Origin of the sequence: Altericroceibacterium xinjiangense, assembly GCF_003958635.1 — a bacterium.
Classification (GTDB): Bacteria; Pseudomonadota; Alphaproteobacteria; order Sphingomonadales; family Sphingomonadaceae; genus Altericroceibacterium_A; species Altericroceibacterium_A xinjiangense.
This window is the reverse complement of the sequence record NZ_RSEK01000005.1, coordinates 192110-209790: the sequence shown is the minus strand read 5'-3', so window position 1 is coordinate 209790 and position 17681 is coordinate 192110. Positions and strand designations below refer to the sequence as shown.

Annotated in this window: 17 protein-coding genes and 1 tRNA gene; 7 read left to right on the top strand and 11 right to left on the bottom strand. The window is 66.0% G+C overall.

Features of this window, described 5'->3' with window-relative positions; all coding sequences use genetic code 11:
* Nucleotides 1–55 precede the first annotated feature (55 nt).
* Entirely contained in the window at nucleotides 56–649 is a 594-nt protein-coding gene (locus tag ELY13_RS08145; protein WP_126173393.1) for a L,D-transpeptidase family protein, read from the top strand.
* A 68-nt stretch (nucleotides 650–717) separates the two neighbouring features.
* Here the strand turns inward: ELY13_RS08145 and hemH are convergent, their stop codons facing one another.
* Both hemH and ELY13_RS08135 read right to left on the bottom strand, forming a co-directional pair.
* On the bottom strand, nucleotides 718–1758 hold the full coding sequence (gene hemH / locus ELY13_RS08140; RefSeq protein WP_126173392.1) for a ferrochelatase: 1041 nt from the start codon (nucleotides 1756–1758) through the stop codon (nucleotides 718–720).
* Nucleotides 1755–2723 (bottom strand): Mrp/NBP35 family ATP-binding protein, encoded by a 969-nt coding sequence (locus ELY13_RS08135; RefSeq protein ID WP_126173391.1) that lies wholly within the window; start codon nucleotides 2721–2723, stop codon nucleotides 1755–1757. The genes hemH and ELY13_RS08135 overlap by 4 nt, the downstream gene beginning before the upstream one ends.
* A 131-nt stretch (nucleotides 2724–2854) precedes the next feature.
* Between ELY13_RS08135 and hflK the strand changes: the two genes are divergently transcribed.
* The 3 genes from hflK to ELY13_RS08120 all read left to right on the top strand — a co-directional run bounded on the left by hflK (nucleotide 2855) and on the right by ELY13_RS08120 (nucleotide 6417).
* Nucleotides 2855–3937 carry an FtsH protease activity modulator HflK gene (gene hflK / locus ELY13_RS08130; RefSeq protein WP_126173390.1) on the top strand — a complete coding sequence of 361 codons (1083 nt, stop codon included), beginning with the start codon at nucleotides 2855–2857 and terminating at the stop codon, nucleotides 3935–3937.
* Nucleotides 3937–4785 carry a protease modulator HflC gene (hflC, locus tag ELY13_RS08125; protein WP_126173453.1) on the top strand — a complete coding sequence of 283 codons (849 nt, stop codon included), beginning with the start codon at nucleotides 3937–3939 and terminating at the stop codon, nucleotides 4783–4785. Before hflK ends, hflC begins: the two co-directional genes overlap by 1 nt.
* Nucleotides 4786–4851: 66 nt before the next feature.
* On the top strand, nucleotides 4852–6417 hold the full coding sequence (locus ELY13_RS08120; protein ID WP_206436010.1) for a Do family serine endopeptidase: 1566 nt from the start codon (nucleotides 4852–4854) through the stop codon (nucleotides 6415–6417).
* 133 nt (nucleotides 6418–6550) lie between these two features.
* On the opposite strand, the gene ELY13_RS08115 is transcribed toward ELY13_RS08120, so the two are convergent.
* From ELY13_RS08115 to aroC, 6 genes are all read right to left on the bottom strand, one after another.
* Nucleotides 6551–8635 carry a transglycosylase domain-containing protein gene (locus ELY13_RS08115; protein WP_126173389.1) on the bottom strand — a complete coding sequence of 695 codons (2085 nt, stop codon included), beginning with the start codon at nucleotides 8633–8635 and terminating at the stop codon, nucleotides 6551–6553.
* A gap of 152 nt (nucleotides 8636–8787) precedes the next feature.
* Nucleotides 8788–9192, bottom strand: coding sequence for a peptide-methionine (R)-S-oxide reductase MsrB (msrB, locus tag ELY13_RS08110; RefSeq protein ID WP_126173388.1), 405 nt, complete (start codon nucleotides 9190–9192; stop codon nucleotides 8788–8790).
* 57 nt (nucleotides 9193–9249) lie between these two features.
* A complete protein-coding gene (locus ELY13_RS08105; RefSeq protein WP_126173387.1) occupies nucleotides 9250–9921 on the bottom strand; it encodes a glutathione S-transferase family protein in 672 nt (223 codons plus the stop codon).
* Between the two features lie 54 nt (nucleotides 9922–9975).
* On the bottom strand, nucleotides 9976–11565 hold the full coding sequence (ahpF, locus tag ELY13_RS08100; RefSeq protein WP_126173386.1) for an alkyl hydroperoxide reductase subunit F: 1590 nt from the start codon (nucleotides 11563–11565) through the stop codon (nucleotides 9976–9978).
* A 92-nt stretch (nucleotides 11566–11657) separates the two neighbouring features.
* The gene (ahpC, locus tag ELY13_RS08095) at nucleotides 11658–12224 is read right to left on the bottom strand and encodes an alkyl hydroperoxide reductase subunit C (protein ID WP_126173385.1); all 567 of its coding nucleotides are present in this window, start codon (nucleotides 12222–12224) and stop codon (nucleotides 11658–11660) included.
* Nucleotides 12225–12452: 228 nt separating this feature from the next.
* A complete protein-coding gene (aroC, locus tag ELY13_RS08090) occupies nucleotides 12453–13523 on the bottom strand; it encodes a chorismate synthase (RefSeq protein ID WP_126173384.1) in 1071 nt (356 codons plus the stop codon).
* 468 nt (nucleotides 13524–13991) lie between these two features.
* Here aroC and ruvA point away from each other — a divergent pair, with 468 nt between their 5' ends.
* The gene (gene ruvA / locus ELY13_RS08085; protein ID WP_126173383.1) at nucleotides 13992–14588 is read left to right on the top strand and encodes a Holliday junction branch migration protein RuvA; all 597 of its coding nucleotides are present in this window, start codon (nucleotides 13992–13994) and stop codon (nucleotides 14586–14588) included.
* A gap of 5 nt (nucleotides 14589–14593) precedes the next feature.
* Nucleotides 14594–15619: a Holliday junction branch migration DNA helicase RuvB gene (gene ruvB / locus ELY13_RS08080; RefSeq protein ID WP_126173382.1), complete on the top strand. Its 1026-nt coding sequence runs from the start codon at nucleotides 14594–14596 to the stop codon at nucleotides 15617–15619.
* Nucleotides 15620–15986: 367 nt separating this feature from the next.
* Here ruvB and ELY13_RS08075 read toward each other — a convergent pair.
* Nucleotides 15987–16062, bottom strand: a tRNA-Trp gene (locus ELY13_RS08075).
* Between the two features lie 71 nt (nucleotides 16063–16133).
* On the opposite strand from ELY13_RS08075, the gene aat reads away from it, so the two are divergent.
* Nucleotides 16134–16835: a leucyl/phenylalanyl-tRNA--protein transferase gene (gene aat / locus ELY13_RS08070; RefSeq protein WP_164549743.1), complete on the top strand. Its 702-nt coding sequence runs from the start codon at nucleotides 16134–16136 to the stop codon at nucleotides 16833–16835.
* On the opposite strand, the gene ELY13_RS08065 is transcribed toward aat, so the two are convergent.
* A complete protein-coding gene (locus tag ELY13_RS08065; protein WP_206436009.1) occupies nucleotides 16757–17272 on the bottom strand; it encodes a DUF2155 domain-containing protein in 516 nt (171 codons plus the stop codon). The genes aat and ELY13_RS08065 overlap by 79 nt on opposite strands.
* A 2-nt stretch (nucleotides 17273–17274) precedes the next feature.
* The gene (locus ELY13_RS08060; RefSeq protein ID WP_126173380.1) at nucleotides 17275–17670 is read right to left on the bottom strand and encodes an NADH:ubiquinone oxidoreductase subunit NDUFA12; all 396 of its coding nucleotides are present in this window, start codon (nucleotides 17668–17670) and stop codon (nucleotides 17275–17277) included.
* Nucleotides 17671–17681 lie beyond the last annotated feature (11 nt).

Genomic DNA, 17681 nt, shown 5'->3' with positions numbered 1-17681 from the left:
CCGGCTCCCCGGCCACGCGTTGTTTTGGCAAAAGAAGTTACGATAGGTTGTTGAAATGAAACAGTTAGCGCGCGCGTTTGCGCTGACGGGTGCACTCGCCCTCGCGGTTCCGGCCGCACCCGTCCACGCCGCCCCCAGTCCTCCTGCGAAGGCTCCCGCCAAGGTGCCGGGCCAGACCTGGGATGAAAGCTACGAAGCCCGCCAGTCCGCCGCCATTGCCGTACGGCAGGCGCGGGAAGAGATGCGGGACGCCTTCGGCCGGGACACGCTCAAAAACGGCGACTACGTGTGGAAGAAGGATGCGGAAAAGCGGGTGACGAAGGTCGTCATCAGCCGGCCCGACCAGATGGCCTATGCCTATCAGGACGGGGAGATGATCGCTGCATCGACCATCTCCAGCGGCAAGGAAAGCAAGCCCACCCCGCCCGGGATCTTCCCGATCATGGAAAAGCGGCGGCATCACCGGTCGAACAAGTATGACGACGCGCCGATGCCGTACATGCAGCGGCTGGACACGTACGGCATCGCGATGCACGCCGGGCACTTGCCGGGATACCCGGCCTCCCACGGCTGCGTACGCCTGCCGGAAGAATTCGCGGCCAGGCTGTTCGCTGCCACCAGCGTGGGAACGCCCGTACTGATCGCTTGACGATCAGTACCGCTATAGGCGCCGATCGCTTGACGATCAGGACCGCTACAGACGCTGATCGCTGACGATCAGCCGGGAATCCAGCCGGAAAGCTCCCGCCGGACGATGGCTTCCAGCATCGCCATGCCCGTCGGGCCTGCGTTGAGGCAGGACAGCGTGGCGTAATCCTCGCCGCCTGCCTCGACGAATTGCTCGCGCCCACGGATCGCCAGCTCCTCCAGCGTTTCCAGGCAATCGGCGGAAAACCCGGGTGCGGCCACCGCGAGGCGTTTCGTGCCCTTGCGCGCTTCTTCCGCCAGCACGACGTCGGTCGCCGGCTCCAGCCATTTCGCGCGTCCGAAGCGGGACTGGAAGGTGGTCACCACCCGCAGGTTCGGGCGGGTCCCGGAAGCGGCCAGCGCGACTTCCAGCAGCCGGGCAGTCTTGCGGCAATGGCAGTGGTAGGGATCTCCGAGATGGAGCGTGCGCTCCGGCATTCCGTGGAAGCTCAGCAGCAGGACTTCTGGCGGGAACGCCAGTTCATCCAGCTGCGCGCCCAGATCCCGGGCCAGCGCATCGATATAGGCCGGATCGTCGAAATAGGGCGGCAGCACGCGCAAGGCGGGCTGCCAGCGCATCTTGCCCATCGCATCGGCCGCCTTGTCGAACACGGTCGCATTGGTCGCGGCGGAATACTGCGGGTATAGCGGGGCCAGCAGGATCCGCTCACACCCGGCATCCTTCAGCGCGTTCAGCCCTTGGGGAATCGAAGGAGTGCCGTAGCGCATGCCCCATAGAACCTTCACGTCCTCCCCCAGCCGGTCCTGCAATCCGGCGGCCTGATCGGCGGTGATCACCGCGAGGGGGGAGCCTCTCTCGGTCCAGACCTGCTGGTATGCGTGGGCGGATTTCTTCGGCCGGGTGTTGAGGATGATCCCCCGCAGGATCGGCTGCCAGGCAATCGCCGGGATCTCCACCACCCGGGGATCGGACAGGAATTCCGCCAGATAGCGCTTCACCGCCCCCGGCTCCGGCGCGTCGGGCGTGCCGAGGTTGACGATCAGCACGCCGACACCGCCGGATTTCACCGGGGGATGATCGGACGGCCGGTGGGCTTCGGACACGCTCATCGCGCGTTCGCATCCAGCCAGTCGGCCACGCGCCGGGCAATCCGCGTGAAGGCCTGGCCTTGCGGGGTGTCACCGGCCGCCGGGGGCTGGCCAGTGTCGCTCGCCACGCGGATTTCCATCGCCAGCGGCACCCGGCCCAGGAAATCCTCGCCCAGAGTGCGCGCCGCCGCCTCGGCCCCGCCGGCGCCGAACGGATCGCTGACTTCGCCGCAATGCGGGCAGACATAGCCGGTCATGTTCTCGACCACCCCGATCACCGGCACGTGGGTCTGGCGGAACAAGTCGATCGCCCGGGTCGCGTCGATCAGCGCCAGATCCTGCGGAGTGGAGACGATCACCGCGCCGGCGGGCTTGAACTTCTGCATCATGGTCAGCTGCACGTCGCCGGTGCCCGGCGGCAGGTCGACCAGCAGCAACTCGGTATCGCCCCAGTCCGCTTCCATCAGCTGGCCCAGCGCGCCGCCGATCATCGGCCCGCGCCAGGCGATCGCCCGGCCCGGCTCGATCAGCTGGCCCATCGACAGCAGCTTGACCCCGAATTCGGTTTCCACCGGGATCAGCGTCTGCTCGCGCGCTTTCGGGCGCTGACCTTCGATGTCCAGCAGGGTAGGCTGGGACGGGCCGTAGATGTCGGCATCGACCACCCCGACCTTGCGCCCCATCCGCGCAAGCGCAACCGCGAGATTGGCCGTCAGGGTGGACTTGCCGACCCCGCCCTTGCCCGATCCGATCGCCACGATCCGGCGCTGGACACGCTCGGCGGTCATCGCCACGCGCACTTCCTCGATCCCCTCGATTTCGCCAAGTGCGGCGCGCAAGTCCTTTTCCAGCGCCTGCGCGGCATTGCGGCCAAGACCGCTGGCATCGATCACCAGGGTGGCGTTCGCACCGGTCACGCGGACCGACTGGACGCGGGGTTGAATCGGGCCGGGTATCCGGCTGCGGATGGTTTCTTCGGTACTCATGGCGGCCCTGCTAACGCCTCTGCCCCCCGGATGCAGCGAAAACTTGCCGGATCGCCCTGTTTTTATCCGCTTTCGTCCCTATTATCGGAACCATGCGAAGATTGGGCGGGTTGGAAAGGATTAAACTGGCAATGGCTGGCAGCCCCTGGGGCAAACCCCCGGCTGGTGACGATGGCGGCAGACGCCCGCCGGAACGCGGTCCGGAACGAAACGACGATCCGCCCGCGCGCGGACCCCGCAACCCCTGGCTTCCCGGCGGGTCGGACAAGCCGCGCCGTTCGGCCAGCATCGAAGACATCTTCCGCTCCCGCGGCCCTGAAGGCCCGCGGCGGACCGGCCCCGGCGGGCCGAACTTCCGCCTGCCGGATGGTCCGCTCGGCAAGATGCTGATCCCGATCGTCATCGGCCTCGCGCTGCTGGTCTGGCTGGGGCTGACCAGCGTCCATCAGGTCCAGCCAACGGAAGAAGGTGTTGTCACGACGTTCGGGAAGTACACCCGTACGCTTGAGCCGGGCCTCAACTTCACCCTGCCCTGGCCGATCCAGCAAGTCGCGGTCGAACCGGTGAGCGAGATCCGCAGCTTCCGCATCCCGCAAGGGGAGCAGGAAAAGCTGATCCTGACCGGCGACCAGAACCTGGTCGACCTCTCCTATCTGGTGCGCTGGTACATCAAGGACCTGAAGCAGTACCAGTTCCAGCTCGCCCAGCCGGAAGAGACGGTGCGCGAAGTGGCCGAAGCCGCCATGCGTTCCGCCGTGGCCGAGCACACGCTCAACGATACCCTCTCCGGTGCGGGCCGTGCCGCGATCGAACAGCAGGTGTCGACGCGGATGCAGGCGCTGCTGGATGCCTACAACGCCGGCATCGCGGTGCAAGGCGTGGAAATCGACAAGACCGATCCGCCCGCCCGGGTGGTAGAGGCGTTCAAGGACGTCTCCGCCGCGCAGCAGGACGCCGATGCGGCAGTGAACCGGGCGCAGGCTTATGCCCAGCAGGTTCTCGCGCAGGCGCAGGGCGATGCGACCTCGTTCAACAAGATCTACGAACAGTACCGGCTGGCTCCCGAAGTAACGCGGCGGCGGCTGTATTATGAAACCATGGAAGGCGTGTTGGGCAAGACCGACAAGACCATCGTCGAAACTCCCGGTGTGCAGACGTATCTGCCGCTCCCGGAAATCCAGCGGCGCAACGCGCCTCAGGCGGAGGGCCAGTGATGGACCGCGTGTGGCATAATTATAAGACCTGGATCGTCGCGGGCGTCGTCCTGCTGGTGATCCTGCTGCTGAGCGTGATCGTGGTGCCGGAAAGCCAGCAGGCGGTGATCGTCCGTACCGGTGAACCGGTGCGCGTGGTCAACCGCTACCGCGCCAACGTTCCCTTCGGGGAAACCGGCGCCGGCATGTCGTGGCGCATCCCGGTGCTGGAAACCGTGCAGATGGTCGACAAGCGGGTGCTGGACCTCGACATGGAGCGCCAGCAGGTGCTTTCCGCTGACCAGCAGCGGCTGCAAGTCGATGCCTATGCCCGTTTCCGGGTGATCGATCCGGTGCGCCTGGTCGAAACCGTGGGCACCGAACGCAATGTCGCGGAACAGCTCCGCCCGATCCTGACTTCGGTCCTGCGGCAGGAACTGGGCCGCCGGACGTTCGCTTCGCTGCTGACGGCGGAGCGCGGCGACGCGATGACCAACATCCGCAACAACCTCGATGAACAGGCCCGCGAATACGGCGTGCAGGTAATCGACGTGCGGGTGAAGCGGACCGATCTGCCCGATGGCACCCCGCTGCAGGCGGCGTACACCCGGATGGAAACCGCCCGCCAGCAGGAAGCGGCGACGCTCCGCGCGCAAGGTGAACGCAACGCCCAGATCACGCGCGCCGATGCCGAAGCGCAGGCGGCGAGGATCTATGCCGATGCCTATGGCAAGGACCCGCAGTTCTACGATTTCTACCGCGCGATGGAAAGCTACCGGCGGACGTTCCAGACCGGAGAGGGCGACAGTTCGATCGTCCTTTCGCCGGATAACGAATATCTCCGCCAGTTCCGGGGGCAACCGCGCTGAAACATTCGTGCCGCTGATGCATTCAATGTGCGTTCAGCCCACGCGGTCTGAATCGGCGCGGCATTCATGGCGCGCGATGCGCCCAATCGAGAGGAACAAGAGGACGTGAAGCCCGTGCGCTATTCCTATGGCATAACATCGGTCCTGCTTGCGGGCGGGGCGGCGGTGACGCTGATCACCGGAATCCCCGCTGGCGCCCAGGTGGCCCAGAACGACGAATCCCAGATCAACCGCGTGATGCCGCGCGGCTCCGGTCCGGCCAGCTTTGCCGACCTGACCGCGCAGTTGCAGCCGGCGGTGGTCAACATTGCCACGCGCCAGCGGGTGACGGTCAACACCAACAACCCCTTCGCCGGGACCCCCTTGTCGGACTTGTTCGGCGGCGGACGCGGCGGGCAGCCGACCACGCGGGAAGCGCAGTCGCTCGGCTCCGGCTTCATCATTTCGGCCGATGGCTACGTCGTGACCAACAATCACGTGATTACCGCGGAAGGCCAGGGTGAGGTTGAGGAAATCACCGTCACCATGCCGGACGGCACGGAATTCCCGGCCGAACTGGTCGGCAACGATGCCGCATCCGACCTCGCCGTGCTCAAGATCCAGCGCGGGACGCCGTTCCCCTTCGTCCGGTTCGGCGATTCCACCCAGTCTCGGGTGGGCGACTGGGTCGTCGCAATCGGCAACCCCTTCGGGCTTGGCGGAACGGTGACCGCAGGGATCATCTCGGCGGTGTACCGCGCCACCAACACCGGCGGCGCCTACGATCGCTACATCCAGACCGACGCGGCGATCAACCGGGGCAACTCGGGCGGTCCGCTGTTCGACATGGAAGGCAACGTGATCGGGATCAACAACGCGATCTTCTCGCCGTCAGGCGGCAGCGTCGGGATCGGCTTCGCGATCCCCGCGGATATCGCCGCGCCGATCGTGCGCAAGCTGATCGCCGGCGAAGAGATTGAGCGCGGCTATCTCGGCGTCCGGATCCAGCCGGTAACGGACGACGTCGCAGCGGCCCTCGGCATCCCCCGGAACCGGGGCGAATTCATCCAGTCGGTCCAGCCCGGCGAGGCCGCGGATCTGGCCGGCCTGCAGGCCGGCGACGTAGTGGTCAGCGTCAACGGGGAGGAAATCACCCCCGACCAGACGCTGTCGTTCCTTGTCGCGAACATCGCGCCGGGAACGACCGTGCCGGTGCAGATCATCCGCGACGGCCGCCGCCAGAACCTCAACGTGCGGGTGGGCGAACGCCCGACCGAGGAAGAGCTGGCGCGGCAGGTGTTCAACCCGGACAGCGAAGCGACCCCCGGACCGCGCAACACCGCTCCCGGCGTGCTGGAAAACTCGCTCGGGGTGCAAGGCATCGCCCTCACGCCCGAGATCGCACCCCAACTGGGGATCAGCGCCGGCGCGAACGGCGTGGTGGTAACGGCCGTCGATCCCAGCTCCGACGCCGGGCAGAAAGGCCTCCAGCGCGGCGACGTGATCCTGTCGGCCAATTACCGCGACGTGGCGAGCGCAGAGCAACTGGAAAGCGTCATTGCCCAAGCCAAGAGCGAGGGCCGCGACGCGGTCCTGCTGCGCGTCCAGCGCCGCGGTCAGCCGCCGCTGTTCCTGCCCGTACGGCTGCGCTGACGGGGCACTGCCCCAAAGGACATGGCCGGCTGAATGAGAAAGGCCCTCCCGCAAGCGGGAGGGCCTTTTCCTTTGTCGTAGCGGGGTAGGGCCAAACCGTGAAACCTGCCCTGCGCCGGGCGCACCGGTCGCCTTACAACTGCCCGCCGGTTGCCCGTTCCAGGAAGTCGTCGGTTGCCGCCGGCGGCCCCGGCAGCGGCGGCGGAGCGTCCGGCCCGGCAGGCATCGGAGCCTCGCCGGGGAACGGTTCCTGCGCCGGGAACGGCTCCAGGCCCGGATCGCCGAATCCCGGCTCGACGGTCCCCTGGTCCATGTAGAAATAATCATCCGGATCGCCGTAGTAGTACTCTTCGTCCGGTTCGAGCTGCCACTGCGGCAACTGCACTTCGGTATCGAACGGTTCCACCGGGCGGTCCGCCACGGCCTTGCGCATGTAGGAAGCAAAGATCCGCGCCGGGGCAGCCCCGCCTGCGAGGCCGGCAACCGGCTCGGCATCGTCGCGGCCGACCCACACGCCCGTGGTGATGCCGCTGGAAAACCCGACGAACCAGCCGTCCTTGGACGACGTGGTCGTGCCCGTCTTGCCCGCCACCGGACGGCCGATCTGCGCGGCCCGTCCAGTGCCGGTGCTGACTGCGGTCTGCAGCAGGTCGGTCATTTCCGATGCGACGTATTCCGGCACCAGCTGCGTGGGGCGGGACGGTTCGTGGGCGTAGAGCAGTTCCCCGTCGGACGTCGCTACCTTCAGGATGCCGTACGGCTCGACCGAATGGCCGCGTGCAGCGATGGAGGCGAATGCTTCGGTGAGTTCGATCACCCGCACTTCCGACGTGCCGAGCACCATCGAAGGAAACGTGGAAATCGGCGTGGTGATGCCGAAGCGCCGCGCCATCGAGGCCACGGTGTCGAACCCGACTTCGTTGCCCAGCTGGGCCGCGACGGTGTTCTTGGAATAGGCGAAGGCGGTGCGCAGGTCGATCGCGCCGGCATAGGAATTGCCTGAATTCTGCGGAGACCAGCCCTGGATCGTCACCGGCGCGTCCACCACCCGGTCACTGGGCCGGTATCCGGCTTCCAGCGCGGCAAGATAGACGAACAGCTTCCAAGCCGATCCCGGCTGACGCACCGCGCTGGTTGCACGGTTGTAGTTGCTGGACACGTAATCGGTGCCGCCGACCATCGCCAGCACTGCCCCGTCCCGGTCAAGGCTGACCAGCGAGGCTTGCGCGCCGTTCGGCACGTTTGCCTTCACCGCGGCCGTGGCCGCACGCTGCTTTTCGATGTCGAGAGTGGTCCACACCTGCAGCGGCTCGAACTGGGCGGTTGCGGGCAGCAGGGTATCGAGCTGCGGCAGGACCCAGTCCGTGAAGTAGCGAACCGAGTTCTGCCCCTGCTCTTCCTTCAGCTTGACCGCCGAAACGTCGACGTCGGCGGCTTCCCCGGGATCGAGCGCGCCGTACTTGCGCATCTGGTCCAGCACCACGTTGGCCCGGCCGACGGCGGCTTCGACATCGGCAGTCGGCGAATAGCGGGAAGGCGCCTTGACCAGCCCGGCGATGATCGCGGCCTCGGCGGTCGAAAGGTCCCGCGCCGAATGGCTGAAGAACTTCCGGCTGGCCGCATCGATGCCGTAGGCGCCGCCGCCGAAATAGACCTTGTTGAGATACAGCTCCAGGATCTGCTGCTTGGTGAACTTGTTCTCCAGCGCAATCGCCAGCACCGCCTCGCGCAGCTTGCGGTCGACGCTGCGGTTGGAATTGAGGAACAGGTTGCGCGCCAGCTGCTGGGTAATGGTGGAGGTCGCCTTGGCCGGCTCGCTGTGGATCAGGGACACGGCCACCGCGCGGACAAGGCCCAGCGGATCGATCCCGAAGTGGGAATGGAACCGCCGGTCCTCCACCGCGACCATCGCCGCCTTCATGATCGGCGGGATCTCGCTTGCGGAAAGCCACTCGCCGTAGCTTGGCCCCAGCGTGACGATTTCGGTCCCGTCGCTGGCGCGCACGACGATCGTCTGCCCGGTCTGCCGGTTCTGCAGCGCCGAATAGCTCGGCAATTCGCGAGTGGTGAAGAACACTGCCGTACCGACGGCGACGGCCAGAATCAGCGTCAGCGCCACCAGGCCGATCAGGACCCGCTTGATGATCCGCCGGAAAGTACCGCCCGAATCGCGCGGCTCTTTTCTGGTAGGGGCCCGCTTGCCCCGTCTTTTCGCCATCTACCCCCGCCGGTCCTGTGCTGGCCCGCCTAATGTACCAATTCCGCGTCCACGAAGCTCGTGTCCGCTGCGTGCGGCCGCCTGATGGGCGCAGTCCGTGCCTAGGGCAAGCCTAACTGCGCCTGAACGTGCACGGAACCGCGCAAGACCCCTTAGGCGCCGTCTTTGGGCTTGAAGTCCAGCGACGCGCTGTTGATGCAGTAGCGCAAGCCGTCCGCCCCCGGCCCGTCCGGGAACACATGGCCCAGATGGCCCTCGCACTTGGCGCAGCGCACTTCGGTGCGGATCATCCCGTGGGAAAAATCGCGATGTTCGGCAACCGAACCTCCCGCGGCAGGCTGGGTGAAGCTGGGCCAGCCGGACCCGCTGTCGTACTTGTGGTCGCTGTCGAACAGCGACTCCCCGCAGCCCGCGCAGCGGTATTCGCCGGAATCCTTGTTCTTCTCATACTTGCCGGTGAACGCGCGCTCGGTCCCGCTTTCGCGCAGGATGCGGTACTGTTCCGGGGTCAGGCGCTCACGCCATTCGGCATCGCTGAGCTTGATCTTGTCGGCCATGGGGTTCTCCTTTGCCAAAGGATATGGGCCCTGACGCAGCGGACGCAACCGGCCCGTTCAGCCATCCACGTCGGCATAGTGGCTCGGCGGTGCAAGGCCCTGCATCTTTTCGGTCAGCAGCGGGCGAAAGCTGGGCCGGCTCTTCATCACCCGGTACCACGCGTTCGCGCCTTCGTGCCCGGCCCAGTCGATCCCGCCGAGGTAATCGGCGACGGAAACCTGCGCCGCGGCGGCGAAATCGGCCAGGCTCATCTGCGCGCCGGCCAGCCAGCGGCGGTTGTCGACCAGCCATTCGATATAACCGAGATGGTTCTGCGCCAGCCGCATCGCCTCACGCAATGTCCTGGAATCCGGCGGCGCGCGCAGGACCAGCCGCTTCTTCATCCGCTCATGCAATAGGGGATGAGTGACTTCGGCGAAGAAGTTCTGGTCGAACATCGCCACCAGCCGCCGGATCTCGGCCCGGTTTTCCGCCGTGCCAAGGATCAGCGGGGTCTTTTCGACCGTTTCCTCGAAATACTCGCAGATCGCCTGGCTATCGACGAGGGTGACATTGCGTTCCTCGTTCCGCAGCACCGGCGTCTGCCCGATGTGGTTGAGATCGAAGAACGCCTCGCGCCCTTCCCACGGGTTTTCCCGCAGGAGTTCGTAGGCGACGCCCTTCTCGCTCAGCGCAAGCCGGACCTTGCGGCTGAAGGGACAGAGCGGGAAATGGTAAAGCTGCCACATTCCTCCCGCTCATGCCCCACGCAAGGCCCGGCGTCCACCGTTACGCCCACACCTTTACGCAGCCTCGGCAATGTCCTCGGCCAATTCGGTGCGGATCAGGTAGTCGAAGGCCGAAAGCGCCGCCTTCGATCCCTCGCCCATCGCGATCACGATCTGCTTGTACGGCACCGTGGTCGCGTCCCCGGCCGCAAACACGCCCGGCAGGTTGGTGGCCGCGCGCCCGTCGATCTCGATCTCGCCGAACTTGTTGAGCGCCAGCCCTGATTCCTTCAGCCACTCGGTGTTGGGGACCAGCCCGATCTGGACGAACACGCCTTCCAGGTCGATGCGATGCTCCTCCCCGGTTTCGCGGTTCTTGTAGACGAGACCGTTCACCCGCTCTCCGTCGCCGGTCACCTCGGTGCTCTGGGCCGAGACGAGGATGTCGACGTTCTTCAGCGACCGCAGCTTGTCCTGCAGCACCTGGTCGGCGCGCAGCTTGCTGTCGAATTCGATCAGGGTCACGTGGCCGACGATGTTGGCAAGGTCGATCGCCGCTTCCACGCCGGAGTTGCCCCCGCCGACCACTGCGATCCGCTTGCCCTTGAACAGCGGCCCGTCGCAGTGCGGGCAATAGGCGACCCCGCGGTTGCGATACTCGAACTCACCCGGCACGCCGAGGTTGCGCCACCGCGCACCCGGCGCAAGGATGAGGCTGCGCGCCTTGAGCGAGGCGCCGTTCTTCATCCGCACTTCGTGGTATCCGCCCGGTTGGCTAGCCGGGATGAGCGCTTCGGCAGTCTGCAGGTTCATCACGTCGATGTCGTAATCGGCGACGTGCGCCTCCAGCGCCGCGGCAAGCTTCGGACCTTCGGTGTACTGGACCGAGATGAAGTTCTCGATCCCCATCGTATCGAGCACTTGCCCGCCGAAGCGTTCGGCGGCGATACCGGTCGAAAAGCCCTTGCGCGCGGTATAGATCGCCGCCGATGCCCCGGCGGGACCGCCGCCGACCACCAGCACTTCGAACGGATCCTTGTCGGCCAGCTTCGCCGCGGCGCGCGCTTCCGCACCGGTATCGAGCTTGGCGAGGATTTCCTCCACGCCCATCTTGCCGCTGCCCCACATCTCGCCGTGGAGGAACACGGCGGGCACGGCCAGCACGTTGCGCTCCTCGGTTTCGGCCTGAAAGGTGCCGCCTTCGATCAGGGTGGCCGAAATGCGCGAATTGTTCAGCGCCATCAGGATCAGCGCCTGCACGACATCCGGGCAGTTGTGGCAGGAAAGCGAGAAGTACATCTCGAATTCGTAATCGCCTTCCAGCGCGCGGATCTGCTCCAGCACGTCTTCGGAAACCTTCGGCGGATGGCCGCCGGCCCACAGCAGCGCGAGGACGAGGGAGGTGAATTCATGCCCCATCGGCAGACCGGCGAAGCGGACCCACTTTTCGGCGTCCGATGCGCGGCGAATGATGAAACTGGGCTTGCGTTCGTTGTCGCCGTCGAAAGAGGCGGTGACCTTGTCGCTCAGTTCGGCGATCTCGGTCAGCAACGCGCGCGTGTCGGCGGAACGCTGGTCGTCGCCAAGCGAGGCGACAAGCTCAATGGGCTCGCGCAAGTTGCCGAGGTATTGCTCAAGCTGTTGCTTCATGTTGGCGTCGAGCATGAAAAATCTCCTGCTGGAATGAAAAACGGCCCGGGGCGGTACGGATCGCCCCGGGCCGTTCATGCGCCCGTGATACGGGCTCGGGGGGTTCGTTAGATCTTGCCGACGAGGTCGAGCGAGGGGGCCAGCGTGTCGCCGCCTTCTTCCCACGCAGCCGGGCAAACCTGGCCGGGGTGTTCGCGGACGTACTGGGCAGCCTTGATCTTGCGGACCAGTTCGTTGGCGTTGCGGCCGACGCCTTCGGAGGTGATTTCCATCAACTGGATCACGCCATCGGGATCGACGACGAAGGTCGCGCGGTCGGCCAGGCCCATTTCCTCGCGCAGAACGCCGAAGTTGTTGGACAGGCGGTGCAGCTGGTCACCCAGGAACGGGTATTCGAGCTTGCCGATCTTGTCGGACGTGTCGTGCCAGGCCTTGTGGCTGAAGTGCGTGTCGGTGGACACGGCGAAGACTTCCACGCCCATCTTCTGGAGGTTGGCGTACTGCTTGCCGAGGTCTTCCAGCTCGGTCGGGCAGACGAACGTGAAGTCGGCCGGATAGAAGAAGAAAATCGCCCACTTGCCCTTCACGTCCTCGTCGGTGACGTCGAAGAAGTCCTTGCCTTTCTGGAAGGCGGTGGCGCGGAACGGCTTTAGCTGGCTGCCGATGATACCCATGGATGAGTGCTCCCGTTGTTGGTGAATTCGAACACCGCCCAGATAGGCGGGCCCGGCCATTCAGGCCAATGGGAACTCTCGATGGCATTGATAGAGTAAATCAATCAACGAGGCCGGGAACCATCCATAAATCCGAACACTGATGTCCTTACGCGCCCGCGTTCCCGTGCGGCCTACGCGCCTGAATTGCTGGCCTGAATTACCGGCCGCCGGGATTACCTGGCCGGATCATCCACACTGGGCGCGGTGCAGCAGCTTGTGGTCGGCCAGCACCAGCGCCATCATTGCCTCGGCCACCGGCACGCCGCGAATGCCGACGCACGGGTCGTGCCGGCCCTTGGTGGCCAGTTCGGTGGCCTCGCCTTCCCGGGTGACCGTCGGCTGCGCAATCAGGATCGAACTGGTCGGCTTGAACGCCACGCGCACCACCACCGGCTGCCCGGTGGAAATCCCGCCCGCGATCCCGCCGGCGTGATTGGCGGCGAAGCGGACCGAGCCGTGGGCGCCGGGATGCATCGGGTCGGCGTTCTCCTCCCCCCGCAGCCGCGCGGCGGCAAACCCGTCGCCGATCTCCACGCCCTTCACCGCGTTGATCCCCATCATCCCGGAGGCGAGGTCGGCATCCAGCTTGGCATAGATCGGCGCGCCCCAGCCGGGCGGAACCCCTTCGGCCACGCATTCGACCACCGCGCCGAGCGAGGACCCGGCCTTGCGCGCTTCGTCCACCAGCGCTTCCCAGCGCTTCGCCGCCGCAGGATCGGGGCAGAAGAACGGGTTGTTGCGGATTTCGCCTGCGTCGAATGCCTCGCGGTCAATCGCGTCGCCGCCGATCTCGGAAACGTAGGCGGTAATCGCCACTTCGGGGATCACGAGCCGCGCGACCGCCCCGGCTGCGACCCGGGCCGCGGTTTCCCGGGCCGAACTGCGCCCGCCGCCGCGATAATCGCGAAATCCGTACTTCGCGTCATAGGCATAGTCGGCATGGCCCGGACGGTACGCCTTGGCGACGTCGGAATAATCCTTGGACCGCTGGTCCGTGTTCTCGATCATCAGGCTGATCGGGGTGCCGGTGGTCTTGCCCTCGAACAGGCCGGACAGGATGCGGACTTCGTCCGGCTCGCGCCGCTGGGTAGTGAAGCGGTTCTGCCCCGGCTTGCGGGCATCGAGGAACGGCTGGATCGCGGCTTCGGACAATTCCAGTCCCGGCGGGCACCCATCGACCACCGCGCCCAGCGCGGGCCCGTGGCTTTCGCCCCAGGTGGTGAAACGGAACACGCGGCCAAAGGTGTTGAAGCTCATGCCCGCAAGCTTTTGACGATAACGCGCGCCCTGTCCATGCTCCCCGTCGCCCTCCCGTATTCCTTCGCCCTGCCCTCCTTGGCCATCCCCGCGAACGCGGGGATTCAGCAGGGCACGCGCCGCCGACCGGCAAGGGCGATTTCCTACTCGGTCCCGATCTGTCAGCCCAACCGGATGTCCGCGCCCCAGCCCGCTCGCGTCCTAAGTATCCGGCACCCGGCTCACGCACCGAAGCAGGCGCAACTTTGTTTCACGGCCGGGATAGAACATTTTATTTTCCCGGAAGCCGGAAAGTGTCATCAGGCGGGCGTTAAACCCCTGATTGCAAAGCGGATTTCATGGGTTACACCGCCCAGTCCATTTGTCAGGTGTGTAAACCTCACCCGCCCGGGTTTCCAACAGCGCGGCGCACGGTCCTGCACCCGATTGCCTCTAGCCAAAGAGGCCGCGAGGCGGCAGGAACAAACCATGATTGCAAAGCTGAAAGGGCGGCTGGACGAAACCGGCGTGGACTGGGCGGTGCTGGACGTGAACGGCGTCGGCTATCTCGTCCACTGCTCGGCCAAGACGCTGGCCGCGCTCGGGAACACCGGGGAAGCCTGCACCGTGTTCACCGACATGCAGGTGAGCGAAACGGACATGCGCCTGATCGGCTTCGCCTCGGCCGCCGAACGCGACTGGTTCCGCCTGCTGCACGCGGTGCAGGGCGTCGGCAGCAAGGTCGCGCTGGCGATCCTGTCCGCCCTGACGATCGAGGAACTGCAACGCGCCTGCGCCAACCAGGACGCAGGCCAGGTCTCCCGCGCCAACGGCGTCGGCCCGAAACTCGCCACCCGGATCGTCAACGAACTGAAGGACAAGGCCGGCGCCTTGCCCGCCGCGCCCGGCACGCCCAGCTTCATCCCGGCAGGCGGCGCGAGCGCGGACGCGGTCTCCGCCTTGCAGAACCTCGGCTTCAAACCCGCCGTAGCCGCCAGCGCCATCGCGCAGGCCCAGGCCGAACTGGGCGAAGACGCCGCGCTGAACGACTTGGTGCGAATCGGCCTGAAAAGGGCTGCGGGCTAGATCCCATGACCGACAACCCCACCCTCACTCCGATGCGTCAGCCAGAAGATCCGGACGCGGCCCTGCGGCCCAAGTCGCTCACCGAATTCGTCGGACAGGCCGCCGCGCGGGAAAACCTGCGCGTGTTCATCGAAAGCGCGAAGTCACGCCGGGAAGCGATGGACCACGTGCTGTTCTTCGGCCCGCCCGGCCTCGGCAAGACCACGCTGGCCCAGATCGTCGCCAAGGAACTCGGCGTCGGCTTTCGCGCCACCAGCGGCCCGGTGATCGCCAAGGCGGGCGATCTTGCCGCCCTGCTGACCAACCTCGAATCCGGCGATGTCCTGTTCATCGACGAGATTCACCGCCTCAGCCCGGTGGTGGAGGAAGTGCTCTATCCGGCGATGGAGGACCGCGCGCTCGACCTGATCATCGGCGAAGGGCCTTCGGCGCGCTCCGTGCGAATCGACTTGCCGCCGTTCACCCTGATCGGCGCTACGACCCGGCAGGGCCTGCTGACCACGCCCTTGCGTGACCGGTTTGGCATTCCGGTGCGGCTCAATTTCTACACCGAAGCCGAACTGGAACGAGTCGTCGCCCGCGGAGCCAAGCTGCTCGGGGTGACGATGGATTCCGGCGGCGCGCGGGAAATCGCCCGCCGCGCGCGCGGAACCCCGCGCGTCGCGGGCCGGCTGCTGCGCCGGGTGCGCGATTTCGCGCACGTCGCGGGCAACAAGGTCGTCACCGCCGAGATCGCCGACCAGGCGCTGACCCGGCTGGAAGTCGATTCGCTCGGCCTCGATGCGATGGACCGGCGCTATCTCCACATGATCGCGGGCATCTACAAGGGCGGCCCGGTCGGCGTGGAAACCCTCGCCGCCGGCCTCGCCGAACCGCGCGACACGATCGAGGACGTGGTGGAGCCTTACCTGATCCAGCTCGGTCTGGTCGCCCGCACCGCGCGCGGGCGCTGCCTCAACGATCGCGGCTGGCAGCACCTCGGCCTTGCCCCGCCCACCGGCACGCAAGGCGGCTTGTTCGCCGGCAAGTAGCCGCGAATCCCGGACCGGCGCCAACCGGCTTACGGCTTACGCCGAATCGACCAGATGAGCGTCGCCAGCGCGCTCATGAACGCCGCCAGCGCCGTCAGCACCGCAGGTTCGAGGATGAACATGGCACATCTCCACGCAAAGAATCACGATCTGTTTCTGTTTCGTTCCATATCTGTTCTACCAAAAAGTCTCGCCTCGGCAACTCCCGGCACAAATTTCGCCGAGCTGCGAATCGGCGATTCCGCAAAAAAGTCAGGCCACCGTCCGGAACTCTCCGGAAGATGGCCTGTTTGCGCTTCTATAATTGGTAACTGTTTTCTGGCCGCTGCCAGCACCACCGGGCCTTTGCAGGCTCACGGTGGGAAAATGGCAGGAGTGGAGGGACTCGAACCCACGGCCCTCGGTTTTGGAGACCGATGCTCTACCAGCTGAGCTACACTCCTACAGGCGGTTCGGGCTGTAGTACGGTGTCTTACGCTTGGCAAGCGAGGAGGCAAAGAGCATCAGGAGCACCATGAGTACGCTTGCGGAACCGCCGCAGATCATTCCATCGGACCTGCTGCTGCTGGCTTACCGCAGCGGCATCTTTCCCATGTCCGATCGGCGGGATGATCCGGAAGTCTTCTGGGTGGAACCTCGGGAAAGGGCGATTCTCCCGCTGGACAATTTCCGCTGCTCCCGCTCCCTTGCGAAAGCCGTGCGCCAGGATCGCTTCCGCGTCACCTTGAACACCGCGTTCGAAGACGTGATCGCGGCCTGCGCCGCTCCGCGCCCGAACTATCCGGAAAGCTGGATCAGCGGCCGAATCGGCGCGAGCTATCGCGCGCTGCACATGATCGGCCACGCCCATTCGATCGAATGCTGGCAGGGGGACGATCTGGTCGGCGGCCTCTACGGCGTATCGTTTGACCGGGTATTCTGCGGGGAAAGCATGTTCAGCCGCGCCTCCAACGCTTCGAAAGTGGCGCTGGCCTGGCTGGTCGCGCTGATGCGCCGGGGCGGGTACGAATTGCTGGACTGCCAGTTCATTACCGATCACCTCGCCTCCCTAGGCGCGGTGTCGCTGTCACAGCGGCTCTATCTCGAGCGGCTCCGGCATGCGACGACGCCGGGACCTTCAGGCGATCTGGCGGGCGCCTATTCCGGGGTTGTGGAGGAAGCGGGTGCTTCCTCTCCCGGGAAGCTCATCGCGCAGTCCTTGACCCAGACATCGTAAATCGGGTGCTCTAGCACGTTGAGGCTGGGCGAGTTCTTGAACAGCCAGCCGGAAAATACCTTGTTCCAGCGCAGGCTCTCACGCACGCTCGCCCTTTCATTGACGAAGACCTGGACGAACGCCCCGGTTTCCGGCGTGTTCTCCCACGGCGCGGTGCGCTCGCAACTTGCCAGGCGGATCACGACATTACCGATCCGGCGCGACTCGCCGGGCTTGAGCTGGATGTCCTGGGTAAGATCGTTCCGCTTGTTCAGCAGACCCAACGTGGCGACTCGCTCAGCCAGCGGTGTCCCCACCGAGTCGCCCGCAGCCTGCGGAGGCGGAGGCGCCTGGGTGGCAAGGTCTTCCGGCACCTGCGTTTCAACCGGCTCGGGCGGCGGCGGCTCCTGGGCGCAAGCAGCCAGCAGCAACGGCGCGAGAAGGGCCAATGCCCGCATGATCAGGCGTCCGGTGTCCAGGCTTCGTAATCCCCGGTGGCGCGGGCCCGCTTGCCGCCCCGCTCCAGCGCGCCTTGCGGCCGGTAAGCGGCGGACGTGCCGGTGGCGTTGGGAGTGAAGTCAGCCTCCCAGACGCGCGCAGCCGGAAGGTAGCTTTCCGGCACGCCTTCGTGGGTGCCGTGGAGCCAGCCATGCCATTCGGGCGGCACCCGGCTGGCATCGTTGGCGCCGGTGTAGATCACCCAGCGCCGTTCCCGCCCCGAAGCAGTGCGCGGATGACGGTAGTAGCGGTTGCCTTGGGCATCCGTGCCGACATGCTCGCCATGGCGCCAGTTGACCAGGGCGGTGCCGATCGTCGCGCCGTCCCACCAGGTGAAGATCTTGGAAAGGATTCCCATGGACAGCGCGT